A 14,257-nucleotide genomic window follows, 5' to 3' on the forward strand; every position below is an offset into this window, starting at 1 on the left:
ACCGCTCAGCCCAGGGCCAGCGCCACCATCAGCGCCGCGGCGATGCACCAGGTGATCGCCACGCACAGGCGCACCTGCTGCACGGTCAACGGCTCGGAGAACAGGTCGATCAGATCGAACGTGAGCAGCGAGAACAACCCCTGCACGCGCTCGGCGCCGCCCAGGAAGACGATCCACAGGCACAGCAGCGAGAACAGCAGAAACAGGATCAGCATGGTGGCTCCCCGGTAGGCACGACGGATCGGCAGCCTGCCTCCACCCCGGAGGCAGGCGGCCTGAGCATACGCATTCCAGGCCACCCGCGTCATCGGCGCAACACCCATCCGTTCCGGGCGCGGCCAGGGTGCATCTGCTACCGTGCCGGCAGCTGCCCTACCGCCTCTGCAATGCCCCTGCCGACCCAACCTGCGTATTTCCTTCCGCTGACCCAGGCAGCGGTTTCCGCCTTCCTGGACCACGCGCAGATTCCGGCCACCGCGCTGGAACGGGCCGGGCTGTTCGCCGCCGCGCTGTGCCAGGGCCGGCCCCCGCACCGGGCCGCGTTGACCGGGCTGATCGACCAGGCCTGCGCGCTGCTGGCTGCCCAACCCGAGGCGGCGGCCGCGCAGTTCGGCGCCCTGGCGCGCAGCGTGCCGGCCGACCCGGACCACTGGCTGCAGGCCCTGGCCGCGCAAGGCGTGCTGCTGGGCCCGGAGGAGGTGGTGGCGCACTACTGCGCGGTGTCCGCCGATGCCTATCCGGTGGACCTGTTCCAGGCCGACTGCCAGACCACGCTGGAACCGCACACCATCCGCTTCTACACCGACGCGGCCGTGCAGGCCGACCCCGCGCGGGAACCGGCCGGCGACGCCCGGCCGGCCCCCGCCTACGTCGAGCGCACCCACCGCTACACCGCCGAACAGGCGCGTGCGCTGCGCGCCATCGTCGCCAACGACGATGAACACATCGACCTGGATGCATACGCCGGCGCAGGCAAGACCCACCTGATCCTGCAGTTGCTGGACAGCGCAACCCGGCGCTACACCTATATCGCGCCGCGCCCCGGCCAGGTGCAGGCGTTCCGGCGCCGGCTCAGCGGCGCGCTGCCGATCGAGATCCTGTCGCAGATCAGCTTCGCCAACCAGGTGGCCGGCAACGCGCACCGCCTGGGCCTGCTCGGTACCGCGTTCCGGCCGACCTTCCAGATCAGCAAGGCGTCCTTTGCCGACATCGCCCGCCGCATCGGCCTGCAGCCGATCGGCAACCAGCCCCCGGCCAGCGTCCTGCGCGTGGCCTTCGAGGGCATCGCCAGCTGGTGCCGCTCCTCGGACGAGCGCCTGCAGCCCCGCCACTTCGTGCGGGCGCTGCCGTGGGCGATGCTCGATGCGGCGCCATACCTGGCCGCCGCCGAGCACGTGTGGCGCTGCATGTTCGACCCGGCCCTGCAGAAATCCACCCTGCTCAGCCTCAACGTCGACCACCTCGGCAAATGGCTGGCCCAGCACCACGCGCCGATCCCCACCAGCTGGGGCACGCTGCTGGTCGACGAAGGCCACGACATGAGCCCGGCCTGGAAGGCGCTGCTGTCCGGCTACGCCGGCGCGGTGATCAGCCTGGGCGACCCCAACCAGCGGCTGATCGGCCGGGCGCCGCGTTTCGCCACCGGCATGACCCTGGAGATCGCCCAGTCGGTGCGCCAGGGCCGCCGGGTCGAGCAGCTGGTCAACCAGACCGTGGCGCTGGATGCCACCGGCTTCATCCAGGCCCCGTTCGAAGGCTCGGCCGACCAGCCGACCCTGGTCCGCACCTATGCCGGCTGGGACGAGGTGCCGGGCAGCGGCGCGCGCGTCTACGGCAGCCCGTGGCGGCTGCTGGAGGAAGCGCAGCGGTTGGCCGCGGCCGGGGCCAGCTTCGGCATTCACCCCGACAGCGTGTCCAGCCTCGGCCGCGAGGTCAACCGCGGCGAAGAGGCCTACCGCGAAATGACCTCGCACGGCGGCAGCAGCCAACGCTGGGAAGCGCTGCTGGCCGAGTGCAACGACCAGGACATGCCGCAGATCCCGCGCATGTTCATGCGTGGCTACAACCGCGACCGCTTCGGCGAACTGGGCCAGCGCCTGGCCGACTACCACCAGGCGCCGCTGCAGCTGCTGCTGGTCGAACATGCCAAGAACAGCGAGTTTGCCCAGGTAGCGATGGCGATCTGCTGCTTCCGTACCGGCTTCGGCCGCGGCTATGGCCACAACCCGGTGCGCGCAGCCTATACCGCGATGACCCGCGGCACCGGGCAGCTGTGGCTGCCGGCCGGCGCACTGGAGGAACTGGAGCAGAGCATGGCGCGCTACCAGGCCCGGCGCGCCGACCACCGGCGCAGCAAGCTGGCCACGCCTGGCCGGCCGGCCAGGCGGTAGCACCACGCCGTGCGTGGCTGCGAAGGGTCAGATCCAGCGCTGGTCCAGCAGTTCGCGCTTGACGTAGGCATAGAACACCGGCGCGGCTACCAGCCCCGGCAGGCCGAACGCCGCTTCCATCACCAGCATCGCCAGCAGCAGTTCCCACGCCCGCGCCTGGATCTCGCCGCCGACGATGCGGGCGTTGAGGAAATATTCCAGCTTGTGGATCACCACCAGGTACAGCAGCGCCACCACCGCCACATAGAACGACACCGACAGCGCCACGATGGTGATGATGGTGTTGGAGATGATGTTGCCCACCACCGGCAGCAACCCGGCCAGGAAGGTGATCAGCACCAGCGTCTTGGACAACGGCAGGTGCACGTCGAACAACGGCAGCACGCCCAGCAGGAAGATCGCGGTGAACAGCGTGTTGAGCAGGGAAATCTTCACCTGCGCGAACACCACCTGGCGGAACGCGGTGGCCAGGCGGCTGGTACGGCCGACCAGCTCCCGCGCCAGCGGCCCCATCTTCGGCAGCGGCAGTTCGTCGTAGAGCGCGATCATCGCGCCCAGCACCATGCCGATCAGCACCCGCACGCTGATCTGCACTACCGACGTACCGGCGATACCCAACTGCTGGCGGTGGGTGGCGGCCCAGTCGTTCACCGCCGTGCGCAGCGCCTGCAGGTCTTCGGGGATGTATGGCTGCAGCAGCGCCGGCACCTGGTGGCGGGACGAATTGAGGATGTCCATCAAGCGCATCAGCAGCGCATCGGGGCCGCCGGTTTCATTGCGGAAGAACGACGCGATACCGATCGCGGCCAGGGTCAGCACGCCGATGATCAGCGCCGACAGCACGATCACCGAGTAGGCCCGTGCGCGCCCGGGCGGCAACTTGCCTTCCACCGTGGAGGCCAGCAGGTGGGTCAGGTGGAAGACCAGCAGGCCCGACAGCAGCGTCACCACCAGGCCCAGCTTCAACGCCAGCCACATGCCCAGCAGCATCAACAACCAGGCCGCGATGCGGGCGACGGGCGGCTTGGGCGGCGCGGGAATCACTAGGGACATGGCGGTGCATCCTGGCAGGTGGCCCATGGTAGTGGATGCGGCCGGCCCGCAGCCGTCGGATGACCAGCCGATGTTCTCGGCGGCACCGGGCGCTCGGCCTACGTATCGTTGAACCTGAAGTTCTAGCGCGGCGCTGCCCTCACTCCGTTCGCCCGGCAGCCGGCTGGCCTGCTGGCCTGCTGCACCCAGGCACGGAACTGCGCTTCGTCCAGCGGCACGCCTTCCTCGACGCGCCGCGTGCGGCCGCTCAACAGTGTGCGGGGGGCCGATAGCGGTAGACCAGATCCGCGATGTCCATCCGAGGGGCCGTAGCATCCAGTACGCCGCCAAGGCGTCGCGCGACCTGGGCCGATGCGGTGTTCGTCGGCGTCATGTAGCTCACCAGCGTCGGCAACGCCAACGCCGAAAACGCCCAGTCACGCAGCGCTGCAGCGGCTTCGGTGGCATATCCCTGGCCTTCATGGCCGGCGTACAGCAACCAGCCCAGTTCCTTCTCCGGGAAAGGCGGCCCATGGTTGATCCCCACCTGCCCGATGCACGCGCCGGTCGCGGTCAGATCGATCATCAACGCGCCATGCCCCAACAGCGGCCACTGCGCCAGGTCATGGCAGAAGAGGCCCCAGGCCGAACGTTCGTCCATCGGTCCGCCCACGCCGACCGCGCGGGATGAGGACAGGAAGGCGGCATAGGCCGGAAAATCGGCCATGACCTGTGGGCGCAAGGTCAACCGGGCAGTGGTAAGCGTGATGATGTCGTACGACGGCATGGGACGTTGCTCAGCTCAGTTCCAGCGCTGATCCAGCAGCTCGCGCTTGATGCAGGCGTAGAAGACCGGTGCGGCCACCAGCGCCGACAGCACGATCACCGAGTAGGCGCGTGCGCGCCCCGGCGGCAGCTGGCCTTCCACCGTGCAGGCCAGCAGATGGGTCAGGTGGAACACCAGCAGGCCCGACAGCAAGGTCACGATCAGGCCCGGTTTCAGGGTCAGCCGCATGCCCAACAGGATCAGCACCCAGGCCGCGATGCGGGTGGGTGGCTTGGGCAACGCGGGGATCACTATGGACATGCGGGCGCATCCTGACGGGTGGCCCATGGCAGTGGATGAGGTGCGGGCGAAGCAGTCGAGCCGCGCAACATCAAACTGAAATCCAGCGTCTGCTGAAGCGGCACATCCACCCCTTCGATGATGGCGAGCAGCAGCTTGACCGCGCGGACACCGATCTCCCGCATGGGTTGCCGGATGGTCGTCAACGGGGGCGTGAGGTAACTGGACGAGGCCAGGTCGTCGAAGCCGACGATGGACAGGTCCTCCGGCACGCGGATGCCCAGATCACGACAGGCCGCCAGGACGCCCAGCGCCATCTGGTCGCTGAAGCAGAACACCGCGGTCGGCATCGGCGCGCGGGCCAACAGCGCCATGCCGGCCGCATGGCCGGATTCCACGGAAAAGTCGCCGGGCATCACGCTCAGGTGGCGCAGGCGGCCGCGCGCCCTGCCGGCGGCCCGGGTCCCTTCGAGCCGTTGCCGGTGCAGGGGATTGTCCGGCGGCCCACCCACCACGGCGACCCGTTCGTGGCCCAGTCCATACAGGTGTTCCATCACCGCGCGCGCGGCGGCCGCGTTGTCGATGTGGACACTGGGGATTCCCAGCGCAGGGTCGAATTCGCATCCATTGACCACCGGCGCGGCGGCGCCCAGCTGCTGGACGATCGCGCGCGCGGTCGGCGGCAGGCGATGCCCGAGCACGATCAGGCCGTCGGCCTCGTTGCGCCGGAGCATCTGCGCGTAGCGCTCCTCGCGGTCGGGTTGATGCTGGGTATCACCCAGCAGCACGGCGTAGCCGACGGCCTGCGCGGCTTCCTCCGCACCCTGCAGGATCTGGGCGAAGAACGGATTGGCGATGTCCGGAACGGTGACCAGGATCTTGCCACTGCGCTGGGTCTTGAGGGTCCGCGCAACCGTGTTGGGGACATAGCCCAGCGCGGCGGCGGCCTGCTCGATGCGGGTGCGCGTGGCCGGCAGGACTTTGTCCGGCCGGGAAAGCGCCCGCGACACCGTGCCGGCGGAGACGCCGACCTGCTTTGCGATGTCGTAAATGGTTGCCATGGCGTTAGTTTTTCTTTCCGCTGTGCAGTGCACAACGGGTCCTGCGGAAGCCCCTGCTAGGATAATGCAATCGATTGCATCTAGGGCGAATCACCTTGAAGACGCTCAAGGGTCCAGCGCTGTTCCTGGCGCAGTTCATCGGCGACACCCCTCCTTTCGATCGGCTGGACACGCTGGCCAAGTGGGCCGCGGGCCTGGGGTATTCTGGCTTACAAGTACCGACCAGTGCGCCCCACCTGTTCGATCTGGCCGAGGCGGCCCGGAGCCAGGCCTACTGCGACGACGTGGCCGGCATGCTGGCCGGACATGGCCTGCAGATCACCGAACTGTCCACCCACCTGCAAGGGCAGCTGGTCGCCGTCCACCCCGCCTACGACAGCCTGTTCGACGGGTTCGCGCCACCCGACAAGCGCGGCGATCCCGCCGCCCGCCAGGCCTGGGCGGTGGAGCAGCTGCTGCTGGCCGCCAGGGCCAGCCAGCGTCTGGGGTTGACCGCGCATGCCACGTTCTCCGGCGCGCTGGCCTGGCCCTACTTCTATCCGTGGCCGCAACGCCCGCCCGGGCTGGTGGAAGAAGCCTTCGCCGAACTCGGCCGCCGCTGGCGCCCCATCCTGGATGCCTTCGACGCCTGCGGCGTGGACCTGTGCTTCGAGATCCACCCGGGCGAGGACCTGCACGACGGCGCGACCTTCGAGCGCTTCCTCGACGAAGTGGACCACCACCCCCGGGCCCGGATCCTGTACGACCCCAGCCACCTGCTGCTGCAGCAGATCGACTACCTGGGCTTCATCGACCGCTATCACGACCGCATCGGCATCTTCCACGTCAAGGACGCCGAGTACCGCCCCAGTGCGCGCAGTGGCGTCTATGGCGGCTACCAGGACTGGATCGATCGTCCGGGGCGGTTCCGCTCGCTCGGCGATGGCCAGATCGACTTCAAGGCGATCTTCTCCAAATTCGCGCAATACGACTTCCCCGGCTGGGCGGTGCTGGAATGGGAGTGCTGCCTGAAGCACCCCGAAGACGGCGCGCGGGAGGGGGCCACCTTCATCCGCGACCACATCATCCACGTGACCGAACGCGCCTTCGACGACTTTGCCGACAGCGGCACCGATCCTGGATCGCTGCGCCGCATGCTGGGGATCTGAGCCATCACTGCCTGGGAGGGCAAGCCATGACGCACACCATGTCGCGCTTGGGCGCGATGATGTTTCTGCAGTTCTTCATCTGGGGGGCGTGGTTCGTCACCCTGGGCACGTACCTGGTGCAGGGCCCGCTCCAGGCCAGCGCGAGCCAGGTGGCGACGGCCTTCCTCAGCCAATCCATCGGCGCCATCGTCGCCCCCTTCCTGGTCGGCCTGATCGCCGATCGCTACTTCGCCGCGCAGCGCATCCTGGCGGTACTGCACCTGGCCGGTGCGGCGCTGATGTGGCTGGCGTCCACGGCGACGGATTTCAGCACCTTCTCCGCCTACGTGATGGGATACATGCTGCTGTTCATGCCGACGCTGGCGCTGGCCAACAGCGTGGCGATGCGGCACATGCAATCGCCTGAGAAACAGTTCCCGCTGGTGCGGGTGGCCGGCAGCGTCGGCTGGATCGTGGCGGGCGTGCTGATCGGCTGGCTGGGCTGGGAACAGGCGCATCGGCTGGAGCTGACGTTCCAGATGGCGGCGATGGCATCGCTGGCGCTGGGCCTGTATGCGTTCACGCTGCCGCACACCCCGCCGCTGGCGCGGCAACGCGATGCCGGGCTGGGGCAGATCCTGGGGCTGGATTCGCTGCGGCTGCTGAAGTCGCGCTCGTACCTGGTGTTCTTCCTGGCATCCATCGCCATCTGTATCCCGCTGTCGTTCTACTACAACTTCACCAATCCGTATCTCAACGACCTGGGCGTGCGCGGCGCGGCCGGCCTGCAATCGTTGGGGCAGGTCTCCGAAGTCCTGCTGATGCTGGCCATGCCGTTCCTGTTCGTGCGGCTGGGGGTCAAGACGATGCTGGCGGTGGGCATGGCCGCCTGGGTGGTGCGCTACGCCATGTTCGCCTTTGGCGATGCGGGCGGCGGCTTCTCCCTGCTGGTGATCGGCATCGTGCTGCACGGCATCTGCTACGACTTCTTCTTCGTCACCGGCCAGATCTACACCGATGCGCATGCCGGCCCCGACGCGCGCAGCAGCGCGCAGGGCTTCATCACCCTGGCCACCTACGGCGTGGGCATGTTGATCGGCACGTTCCTGTCCGGCGCGGTGGTGGAGCACTACACCACCGCCGCGGGCCCGGACTGGCAACGGATCTGGCTGTTCCCGGCAGGCGTCGCGCTGGTCGTGCTGATCGCCTTCCTGTTGCTGTTCCGCGACCGGCCGGTGGTCGCGGCCGCGCCTTCCACGCCCTGAGGAACCCATCCGATGCGCAAACCAGGAATCGCCATCGTCGGCACGGGCATGATCGGCGCCGTGCATCGCCGCGCGGCATTGCTCGCCGGTGCCGAGGTGCGCGGCGTGGCCGCCTCTTCCCCGCAACGCGCACGCGAGGTGGCGCAGTCGTGGAATGTCCCGCGCGCCTATCGGGATATCGAGGAAGTGGTCGCCGATCCCCAGGTGCAGGTCGTGCACATCTGTACGCCCAATCACCTGCACCGCCCCATGGCGCAGGCCGCACTGGAAGCCGGCAAACACGTGATCTGCGAGAAACCGCTGGCGACGACCTTGGAAGACGCCGAGGCTTTGGCGGCATTGGCCGCCTCGACCGGGCTGGTCGCCACGGTGCCCTTCGTCTACCGCTACCACCCGGTGGTCCGTGAGGCACGCGCACGCATCGCGCAGGGCGAGCTGGGGCCGCTGCACCTGATCCACGGCAGCTATCTGCAGGACTGGCTGCTCGACCCGGCCAGCAACAACTGGCGCGTGGACCCGGCGCTGGGCGGCGCGTCGCGCGTGTTCGCCGACATCGGCTCGCACTGGTGCGACCTGGTGGAATGGGTCAGCGGCGAGCGTTTCGTCGACGTCAGCGCAGCGTTCGCCACCGTGATCGCCGAGCGCGGCACGCTCACCGGGCAGAGCTTCACCACAGCGGTGGCCGGTGGCGCGATGCAGGCGGTCGCCAGCGAGGACGTGGCGGCGGCGATGTTCAGGACCGGCGCGGGGACGCTGGCGTCGTTGACGGTCAGCCAGGTGTCGGCCGGACGCCACAATCGCCTCTGGTTCGAGATCGATGGCGCCAAATCCAGCGTGGCATTCAACCAGGAGGACGCCGAGCGGCTGTGGATCGGCCTGCCCGACCAGCGCGAGGAGACCTTCGTGCGTGGCCCGGGGGCCGGCAGTGCCGAACAGCGCCGGCTGTCGGTCCTGCCGGCCGGGCACGCGCAGGGCTACGGCCATTGCTTCGAGGCGTTCGTCGCCGACACCTATCGCGCCATCGACGGCGAGCGGCCGCCGGGCCTGCCCACCTTCGAAGACGGCCTGCGCTCGGCGCGGATCGTCGACCGCGTCATCGCATCGGCCAGGACGCGTGCCTGGACCGCCATCGGTTGAACCCCCGGAGGATTTCCTGATGAACACCCCTGCTCGCAGAACGGCAACGCTCGCGCTGCTGCTCCTCGTTGCCCTGCCCGCCTTCGCACGCGAAGCTGCCATCCCGCAACAGCCCATCGCGGTGCAGATGTATACGCTGCGCAACGCGGGATCGCTCGACCAGCAGTTGAAGATCGTCCACGACGCAGGCGTGGGCGCGGTGGAAACGGTCGGCACCCAGAACGTCAGCGCCGTGGAACTGAAGCAGCTGCTGGACAGGTATTCGATCAGGGCGATTTCCTCCCACGTGCAGCTGGCCGAGCTGCGCAGGGACCTGGACGGCGTGGTGGCCTTCAACCGGTCGATCGGCAACACCATGCTGGTGGTGCCTTACCTGGACGCGAAGGATCGGCCCACCGATGCCGCGGGCTGGACCGCACTGGGCCAGGAACTGGGCCGGATCGCGAAACAGGTGCGGGCCAAGGGCATGCACCTGGCCTACCACAACCATGACTTCGAGCTGGTAGCCTTCAATGGCAGGACGGGCCTGGAACTGCTGTTCGCCGCGGCCGGTCCCGATCTGCAGAGCGAGCTGGACCTGGCCTGGGTCGCGCGTGCCGGCCTGGACCCGGCGGTGATGCTGGGTAAATTCCGCGGCCGCCTGTTCGCGGTACACGCCAAGGACAATGCCCCCACCGGCCAGGCCGAAGACGAGGGCGGCTTCGCCGCCGTCGGCCAGGGCGTGCTGGACTGGCGCACGATCCTGCCTGCCGCGGCAGCTGCCGGCGTGCGGTGGTACATCGTCGAGCACGACCAGCCACGCGATCCGGCCAAGGTCATCCAGACCGGCGCGGACTACCTGCGTGAACACCTGTACCCCCATGCGCCCGCCAGTGCACCGCGATGAAGCGTGAAGGAGCCCACATGAAAACGATCCTGGCAATGGCCGTGGTTCTATGCGGCGCCGCGTCTGCGACCACGGCATGGTCCAAGGACGACCCTGCCGCCGGTGCCAAGCTCTATACAACCCACTGCACGGCCTGCCACGGCGCGAACCGCGCGGGCGTTCCACCCACGTTCCCGGCGCTCACCGACGTCGCCAAGCGGCTGCAGCCGGCGCAGATCAAGGAGAAGATCAGCAAGGGCGGCGGTTTGATGCCCCCCTTCTCCCAGCTGTCGCCACAGGAGATCGACAATCTCGCCAGTTACCTGGCGAAATAGCATTCCACTACAGCTCGCGCACCCAGATGTTGCGGTAGCTGACCCTGGAATCATGCTCCTGCAGGTAGATCGGCGCGCACGCATGCGGCGCGTACGAAGGCGCACCGATGTACTCGGTCCTGCCCGCCAGCACCGTGTCGTCCTGCACCAGCACGCCGTTGTGCAGCACGGTGATGCGCGCGGGCGAGATGAGCCCGCCGCCCTGCGAGAAGCGCGGCGCCTTCCAGAGGATGTCGTAGGCCTGCCACTGCCCCGGTGCACGCGAGGCGTTCACCAGCGGCAGGGCCTGCTTGTAGATCGAGCCCGCCTGGCCGTTGGCATAAGTCGGGTTGTTGTAGCTGTCGAGCACCTGCAGCTCATACAGCTCCTGCAGGAAGATGCCGCTGTTGCCACGGTCCTGGCCCTCGAAACCGCGGGTTTCGAGCGGCGTACGCCACTCGACGTGCAGCTGGACGTCGCAGAAGCGCTGCCTGGTGCGGATGCCCTTGCTGCCCGGCACCACAGTGAGCGCGCCATCGGCAATGAGCCAGGGCACGCGTCCGCCCTGCTCCGACTCCCAGGCCGAGACATCCTTGCCATCGAACAGCACGATCGCATCGGAGGGCGCCCTGCCCGGCGGCGTGGCCACGGCTGCAGGCACGGGCACCCACACTTCGGTCTTCGCGGGATCGCGCGCAGGGTCAGCCCCAGCCTGCGCGGACGCAGAGGCCGTGGCCCACAGGCCGGCCGCCAACAGAAGCGGCCTGGTCATCACGTTCCGATCCATCAGCTGGTCCCCCAGGCAGGCGTGCCGGGAACATAGGCCAGGTCGCCGTCGTAGCGCCCCGGCACGGCAACGTACTGCAGCACTTCGGTCGCGCCGACCTTCGAGGTGAAGAAGCCGAAGATGGTCAGCTGCTTGATCATCGTGAAGTAGTGCGGCATCGCTTCTCCTTGCTTGGCGGTGCCGGTCTCGGTCACCTCGACCGCGTGTTTCCTGGCCTGTGCATCCAGCGCGCGCAGCAGTTCGGTGCGGGCCGGCGGCGCGAGTGAAACGAAGCGGCCGCCGGCGCGTTTGTCGATATCGGCCAGGCCGGCGCGGAACGTCGCCTGCTGCCGGGCGGTATAGCAGTCGGTGACGAACTGCGCCATGAAAAGCCCTGCGCCCGCGTCTTTCGCCCCCGGCGTCTTGGTCCGCGGCAGGATGGTCTCGGCGATCTCGTCCAGCGTACCCACCTCGGCGTCGGAGAAGAGGGTCTTCGCCCCGGCGGCCGGCACCTGGCCATGGCCGCGCGCGGGCAGGCCGACCATGGCCGCGCCCGTGGCGGCGACGATCATCTTCAGCAGTTCGCGGCGATCCATCACAGGTTCCCCGCCTTCAGTTCGCGCACGGCGTGGTCGGCGGCCCGCGCGGTCAGCGCCATGTAGGTGAGCGAGGGATTCACGCAGGCGCTGGAGGTCATGCAGGCACCGTCGGTCACATAGACGTTGGGCGCATCCCAGACCTGGTTGTGCTGGTTCAGCACGGAGTTCTTGCGGTCACGCCCCATGCGCGCGGTCCCCATTTCATGGATGCCCTTGCCCGGGGCATAGTCGTTGTCGTGCATCTCCACGTCCTTGACGCCGGCGGCCTCCAGCATCTCGGCGGCATCGGCGGCCATGTCCTTGCGCATGGCCAGTTCGTTGGCGCGCATGGAAACGTCCATCGCCAACACCGGCAACCCCCACTTGTCCCTGCGGTCCGGATCCAGGCGGATCGTATTGTCGTGGTGCGGCAGCATCTCGCCGAAACCGGTCATGCCGATGCGCCAGTCGCCGGGTACGGTCAGCGCCTCCTTCAGGTCGGCACCGATGTTCAGCTCGGCGATCTCACGCGACCACCCGCTGCGGCTGGCGCCGCCCTGGTAACCGAATCCACGCATATAGCCGCGCTTTTCCTCGGCGACGTTGCGGAAACGCGGAACATAGAAGCCGCAGGGACGTCGGCCGAAGTAGTACTTGTCCTCATAGCCCTCGACCCGGCCGGAGGCACCGGCACCGAAATGGTGGTCCATCACGTTGTGCCCCAGCTCGCCGGACGAAGAGCCGAGCCCGCCTTCCCAGACATCGGTGGCCGAGTTCATCAACAGCCAGGTCGAGTTGAAGGACGATGCGTTGAGGAAGATCACCTTGGCCGTGTACTGGTAGGTCTGTCCAGTCTCGGCATCGATGACCTCCACGCCGCGCGCACGTTTGCGGTCCTTGTCGTAGAGCACTTCCTTGACGATCGAGAACGGTCGCAGCGTCAGGTTGCCGGTCTTCATCGCGGCCGGCAGGGTCGCCGACTGGGTCGAGAAATACGCGCCGAAGGGGCAGCCCAGGATGCACTTGTTGCGATACTGGCAGTTGACGCGACCCTGCTCGGGCATCGGTTTGGTGATGTTGGCGGTGCGCGAGTGGATCATGTGCCGCGTTCCACCAAAGGCCTTTTTGATCCGCGCGGCCACGTCCTTCTCGACGATGTTCAATGGGATCGGCGGCAGGAACTGGCCGTCGGGCAGCACGTCCAGCCCTTCGCGCGTGCCGGCGATGCCGGCGAACTTCTCCACGTGGTCGTACCAGGGCGCGATGTCGGCGTAACGGATCGGCCAGTCGGTGGCGATGCCGTCCTTGAGGTTCGCCTGGAAATCCAGGTCCGACAGCCGATAGCTCTGCCGCCCCCACAACAGCGAGCGCCCGCCCACGTGATAGCCGCGGAACCAGTCGAATCGCTTGGTCTCGACGTAGGGCGACTCCTTTTCATCGGCCCACATTCCCTGCAGGTTCTCGACCAGGCCGTAGTCGCGCATCAACACCGGGTAATCGGCCTTCATCGCCTGGGTTGGCCGGTTGCGGTGCGGAAAATCCCACGTCTCCTTCATCGCGTTGACGTAGTCCTTGACGTGCTCGATGTTGCGTCCGCGTTCCAGCATCAGGACCTTGAGGCCCTTCTCGGTCAGTTCCTTTGCCGCCCAACCGCCACTGATTCCCGAGCCGACGACGATGGCGTCGTAATGATTGTCTGCCATGGGTTCTACTTCACCTGGGTGGATATCGTTTCAGACGTCGCAAAGGCGGATCGCCTCGCGCAGCGAGCCGACAGGATCCGGCGCCGCAGGCATGAATTCCTGCGCCAGATAACCATCGAAACCGGTGTCGCCGATCGCGCGACAGATGGCGGGATAGTGGAGTTCCTGCTGGTCTCCGATCTCATGTCGGCCAGGCACGCCCGCGGTGTGGTAATGCTTGAAGCAGGCGTGGTGCTTGCCGATGGTGGCGATGATGTCGCCCTCCATGATCTGCATGTGGTAGATGTCGTACAGCAGGCCGAAATGCGCCGAGCCGATCCGCCGGCACAGCTCCACGCCCCATGCGGAGCGGTCGCACAGGTAGTCGGGATGATCGACCTTGGAGTTCAGCAGCTCCATCACCAGCACGACGCCGCGCTTCTCGGCATGCCCGAGGATGCGCTTGAGTCCTGCTTCGGCATGGGCCATGCCTTCCTGCGGGTCCATGCCGTTGCGGTTGCCGGAAAAACAGATGAGGTTGCGATAGCCGGCATCGGCCACCAGGTCGATATGCCGCGTATAGCGCTGCACCAGCTGATCGTGGAACTGGCGGCCGGCGAAGCCCTTGTCCAGGCCCATCTCCGCGCCGTTGCACATCGAGCTGTATACGCCATGGGCCTTCAGCGTGGGCCAATCGGCCGGGCCGACCAGATCAATGGCGGCAAAGCCAATGCCCTTCACCGTCCGGCAAAGCTGGGCGACCGACAGCTGCGGGAACGTCCAGCGGGCGACCGAGTGCTTCAGCTTGCCCTTGCGCGGCGCGGCGGCGGCAAGCGCCGGCAGCACGCCCGCCGCCCCCAGGCCAAGGCCCCCGGCAACCGCCATGCGCAGCGCGTCGCGCCGCGTGAGCCCCTGGCCCGGGGCCGGTCCGATCGAATGGGTAGGCATCCACTTCCGGCCTCCGACCGGTATCA

Annotated in this window: 15 protein-coding genes; 6 read left to right on the forward strand and 9 right to left on the reverse strand. The window is 67.7% G+C overall.

Annotated elements, in window-relative coordinates; genetic code table 11:
- Positions 1-5: 5 nt before the first annotated feature.
- Positions 6-215 carry a hypothetical protein gene (locus IC535_RS11345; RefSeq protein ID WP_228886258.1) on the reverse strand — a complete coding sequence of 70 codons (210 nt, stop codon included), beginning with the start codon at positions 213-215 and terminating at the stop codon, positions 6-8.
- Between the two features lie 171 nt (positions 216-386).
- On the opposite strand from IC535_RS11345, the gene IC535_RS11350 reads away from it, so the two are divergent.
- A complete protein-coding gene (locus IC535_RS11350) occupies positions 387-2,390 on the forward strand; it encodes a hypothetical protein (protein ID WP_228886257.1) in 2,004 nt (667 codons plus the stop codon).
- A gap of 27 nt (positions 2,391-2,417) precedes the next feature.
- Here the strand turns inward: IC535_RS11350 and IC535_RS11355 are convergent, their stop codons facing one another.
- The 4 genes from IC535_RS11355 to IC535_RS11370 form a co-directional block, all read right to left on the reverse strand.
- Positions 2,418-3,443, reverse strand: a complete 1,026-nt coding sequence (locus tag IC535_RS11355) for an AI-2E family transporter (protein WP_228886256.1) — start codon at positions 3,441-3,443, stop codon at positions 2,418-2,420.
- Positions 3,444-3,690: 247 nt separating this feature from the next.
- Positions 3,691-4,209, reverse strand: coding sequence for a GNAT family N-acetyltransferase (locus IC535_RS11360; RefSeq protein ID WP_228886255.1), 519 nt, complete (start codon positions 4,207-4,209; stop codon positions 3,691-3,693).
- Positions 4,210-4,224: 15 nt separating this feature from the next.
- Positions 4,225-4,509: a hypothetical protein gene (locus tag IC535_RS11365; protein WP_228886254.1), complete on the reverse strand. Its 285-nt coding sequence runs from the start codon at positions 4,507-4,509 to the stop codon at positions 4,225-4,227.
- Positions 4,500-5,549, reverse strand: a complete 1,050-nt coding sequence (locus IC535_RS11370) for a LacI family DNA-binding transcriptional regulator (RefSeq protein WP_228886306.1) — start codon at positions 5,547-5,549, stop codon at positions 4,500-4,502. Before IC535_RS11370 ends, IC535_RS11365 begins: the two co-directional genes overlap by 10 nt.
- Before the next feature lie 95 nt (positions 5,550-5,644).
- Between IC535_RS11370 and IC535_RS11375 the strand changes: the two genes are divergently transcribed.
- The 5 genes from IC535_RS11375 to IC535_RS11395 are packed head-to-tail and all read left to right on the forward strand — an operon-like array spanning position 5,645 to position 10,278.
- Positions 5,645-6,697, forward strand: a complete 1,053-nt coding sequence (locus tag IC535_RS11375) for a sugar phosphate isomerase/epimerase family protein (RefSeq protein ID WP_228886253.1) — start codon at positions 5,645-5,647, stop codon at positions 6,695-6,697.
- 26 nt (positions 6,698-6,723) lie between these two features.
- On the forward strand, positions 6,724-7,941 hold the full coding sequence (locus tag IC535_RS11380) for a nucleoside permease (RefSeq protein ID WP_228886252.1): 1,218 nt from the start codon (positions 6,724-6,726) through the stop codon (positions 7,939-7,941).
- Between the two features lie 12 nt (positions 7,942-7,953).
- A complete protein-coding gene (locus tag IC535_RS11385; protein ID WP_228886251.1) occupies positions 7,954-9,078 on the forward strand; it encodes a Gfo/Idh/MocA family protein in 1,125 nt (374 codons plus the stop codon).
- A gap of 19 nt (positions 9,079-9,097) precedes the next feature.
- The gene (locus tag IC535_RS11390; RefSeq protein ID WP_228886250.1) at positions 9,098-9,964 is read left to right on the forward strand and encodes a sugar phosphate isomerase/epimerase family protein; all 867 of its coding nucleotides are present in this window, start codon (positions 9,098-9,100) and stop codon (positions 9,962-9,964) included.
- A 17-nt stretch (positions 9,965-9,981) separates the two neighbouring features.
- The gene (locus tag IC535_RS11395; protein WP_228886249.1) at positions 9,982-10,278 is read left to right on the forward strand and encodes a c-type cytochrome; all 297 of its coding nucleotides are present in this window, start codon (positions 9,982-9,984) and stop codon (positions 10,276-10,278) included.
- A gap of 7 nt (positions 10,279-10,285) precedes the next feature.
- On the opposite strand, the gene IC535_RS11400 is transcribed toward IC535_RS11395, so the two are convergent.
- From IC535_RS11400 to IC535_RS11415, 4 genes are read right to left on the reverse strand one after another with little or no spacing between them, the layout of a single operon-like run.
- The gene (locus tag IC535_RS11400; RefSeq protein WP_429000381.1) at positions 10,286-11,029 is read right to left on the reverse strand and encodes a 3-keto-disaccharide hydrolase; all 744 of its coding nucleotides are present in this window, start codon (positions 11,027-11,029) and stop codon (positions 10,286-10,288) included.
- A 14-nt stretch (positions 11,030-11,043) separates the two neighbouring features.
- Positions 11,044-11,619, reverse strand: a complete 576-nt coding sequence (locus IC535_RS11405; RefSeq protein WP_228886247.1) for a gluconate 2-dehydrogenase subunit 3 family protein — start codon at positions 11,617-11,619, stop codon at positions 11,044-11,046.
- Positions 11,619-13,304, reverse strand: coding sequence for a GMC oxidoreductase (locus IC535_RS11410; protein WP_228886246.1), 1,686 nt, complete (start codon positions 13,302-13,304; stop codon positions 11,619-11,621). Before IC535_RS11410 ends, IC535_RS11405 begins: the two co-directional genes overlap by 1 nt.
- 30 nt (positions 13,305-13,334) lie before the next feature.
- On the reverse strand, positions 13,335-14,231 hold the full coding sequence (locus IC535_RS11415; RefSeq protein ID WP_228886245.1) for a hydroxypyruvate isomerase family protein: 897 nt from the start codon (positions 14,229-14,231) through the stop codon (positions 13,335-13,337).
- Between the last annotated feature and the right edge of the window lie 26 nt (positions 14,232-14,257).

This window comes from Stenotrophomonas rhizophila (assembly GCF_020857975.1).
GTDB lineage: Bacteria > Pseudomonadota > Gammaproteobacteria > Xanthomonadales > Xanthomonadaceae > Stenotrophomonas > Stenotrophomonas rhizophila_C.

Excerpts from the sequence above, each read along its gene's own strand:
- IC535_RS11390 (WP_228886250.1), top strand. The coding sequence starts at position 9,098 with ATGAACACCCCTGCTCGCAGAACGGCAACGCTCGCGCTGCTGCTCCTC.
- IC535_RS11360 (WP_228886255.1), bottom strand. The coding sequence starts at position 4,209 with ATGCCGTCGTACGACATCATCACGCTTACCACTGCCCGGTTGACCTTG.
- IC535_RS11350 (WP_228886257.1), top strand. The coding sequence starts at position 387 with ATGCCCCTGCCGACCCAACCTGCGTATTTCCTTCCGCTGACCCAGGCA.
- IC535_RS11395 (WP_228886249.1), top strand. The coding sequence starts at position 9,982 with ATGAAAACGATCCTGGCAATGGCCGTGGTTCTATGCGGCGCCGCGTCT.
- IC535_RS11370 (WP_228886306.1), bottom strand. The coding sequence starts at position 5,549 with ATGGCAACCATTTACGACATCGCAAAGCAGGTCGGCGTCTCCGCCGGC.
- IC535_RS11345 (WP_228886258.1), bottom strand. The coding sequence starts at position 215 with ATGCTGATCCTGTTTCTGCTGTTCTCGCTGCTGTGCCTGTGGATCGTC.
- IC535_RS11400 (WP_429000381.1), bottom strand. The coding sequence starts at position 11,029 with ATGACCAGGCCGCTTCTGTTGGCGGCCGGCCTGTGGGCCACGGCCTCT.
- IC535_RS11415 (WP_228886245.1), bottom strand. The coding sequence starts at position 14,231 with ATGCCTACCCATTCGATCGGACCGGCCCCGGGCCAGGGGCTCACGCGG.
- IC535_RS11410 (WP_228886246.1), bottom strand. The coding sequence starts at position 13,304 with ATGGCAGACAATCATTACGACGCCATCGTCGTCGGCTCGGGAATCAGT.
- IC535_RS11405 (WP_228886247.1), bottom strand. The coding sequence starts at position 11,619 with ATGGATCGCCGCGAACTGCTGAAGATGATCGTCGCCGCCACGGGCGCG.
- IC535_RS11380 (WP_228886252.1), top strand. The coding sequence starts at position 6,724 with ATGACGCACACCATGTCGCGCTTGGGCGCGATGATGTTTCTGCAGTTC.
- IC535_RS11355 (WP_228886256.1), bottom strand. The coding sequence starts at position 3,443 with ATGTCCCTAGTGATTCCCGCGCCGCCCAAGCCGCCCGTCGCCCGCATC.
- IC535_RS11385 (WP_228886251.1), top strand. The coding sequence starts at position 7,954 with ATGCGCAAACCAGGAATCGCCATCGTCGGCACGGGCATGATCGGCGCC.
- IC535_RS11365 (WP_228886254.1), bottom strand. The coding sequence starts at position 4,509 with ATGTCCATAGTGATCCCCGCGTTGCCCAAGCCACCCACCCGCATCGCG.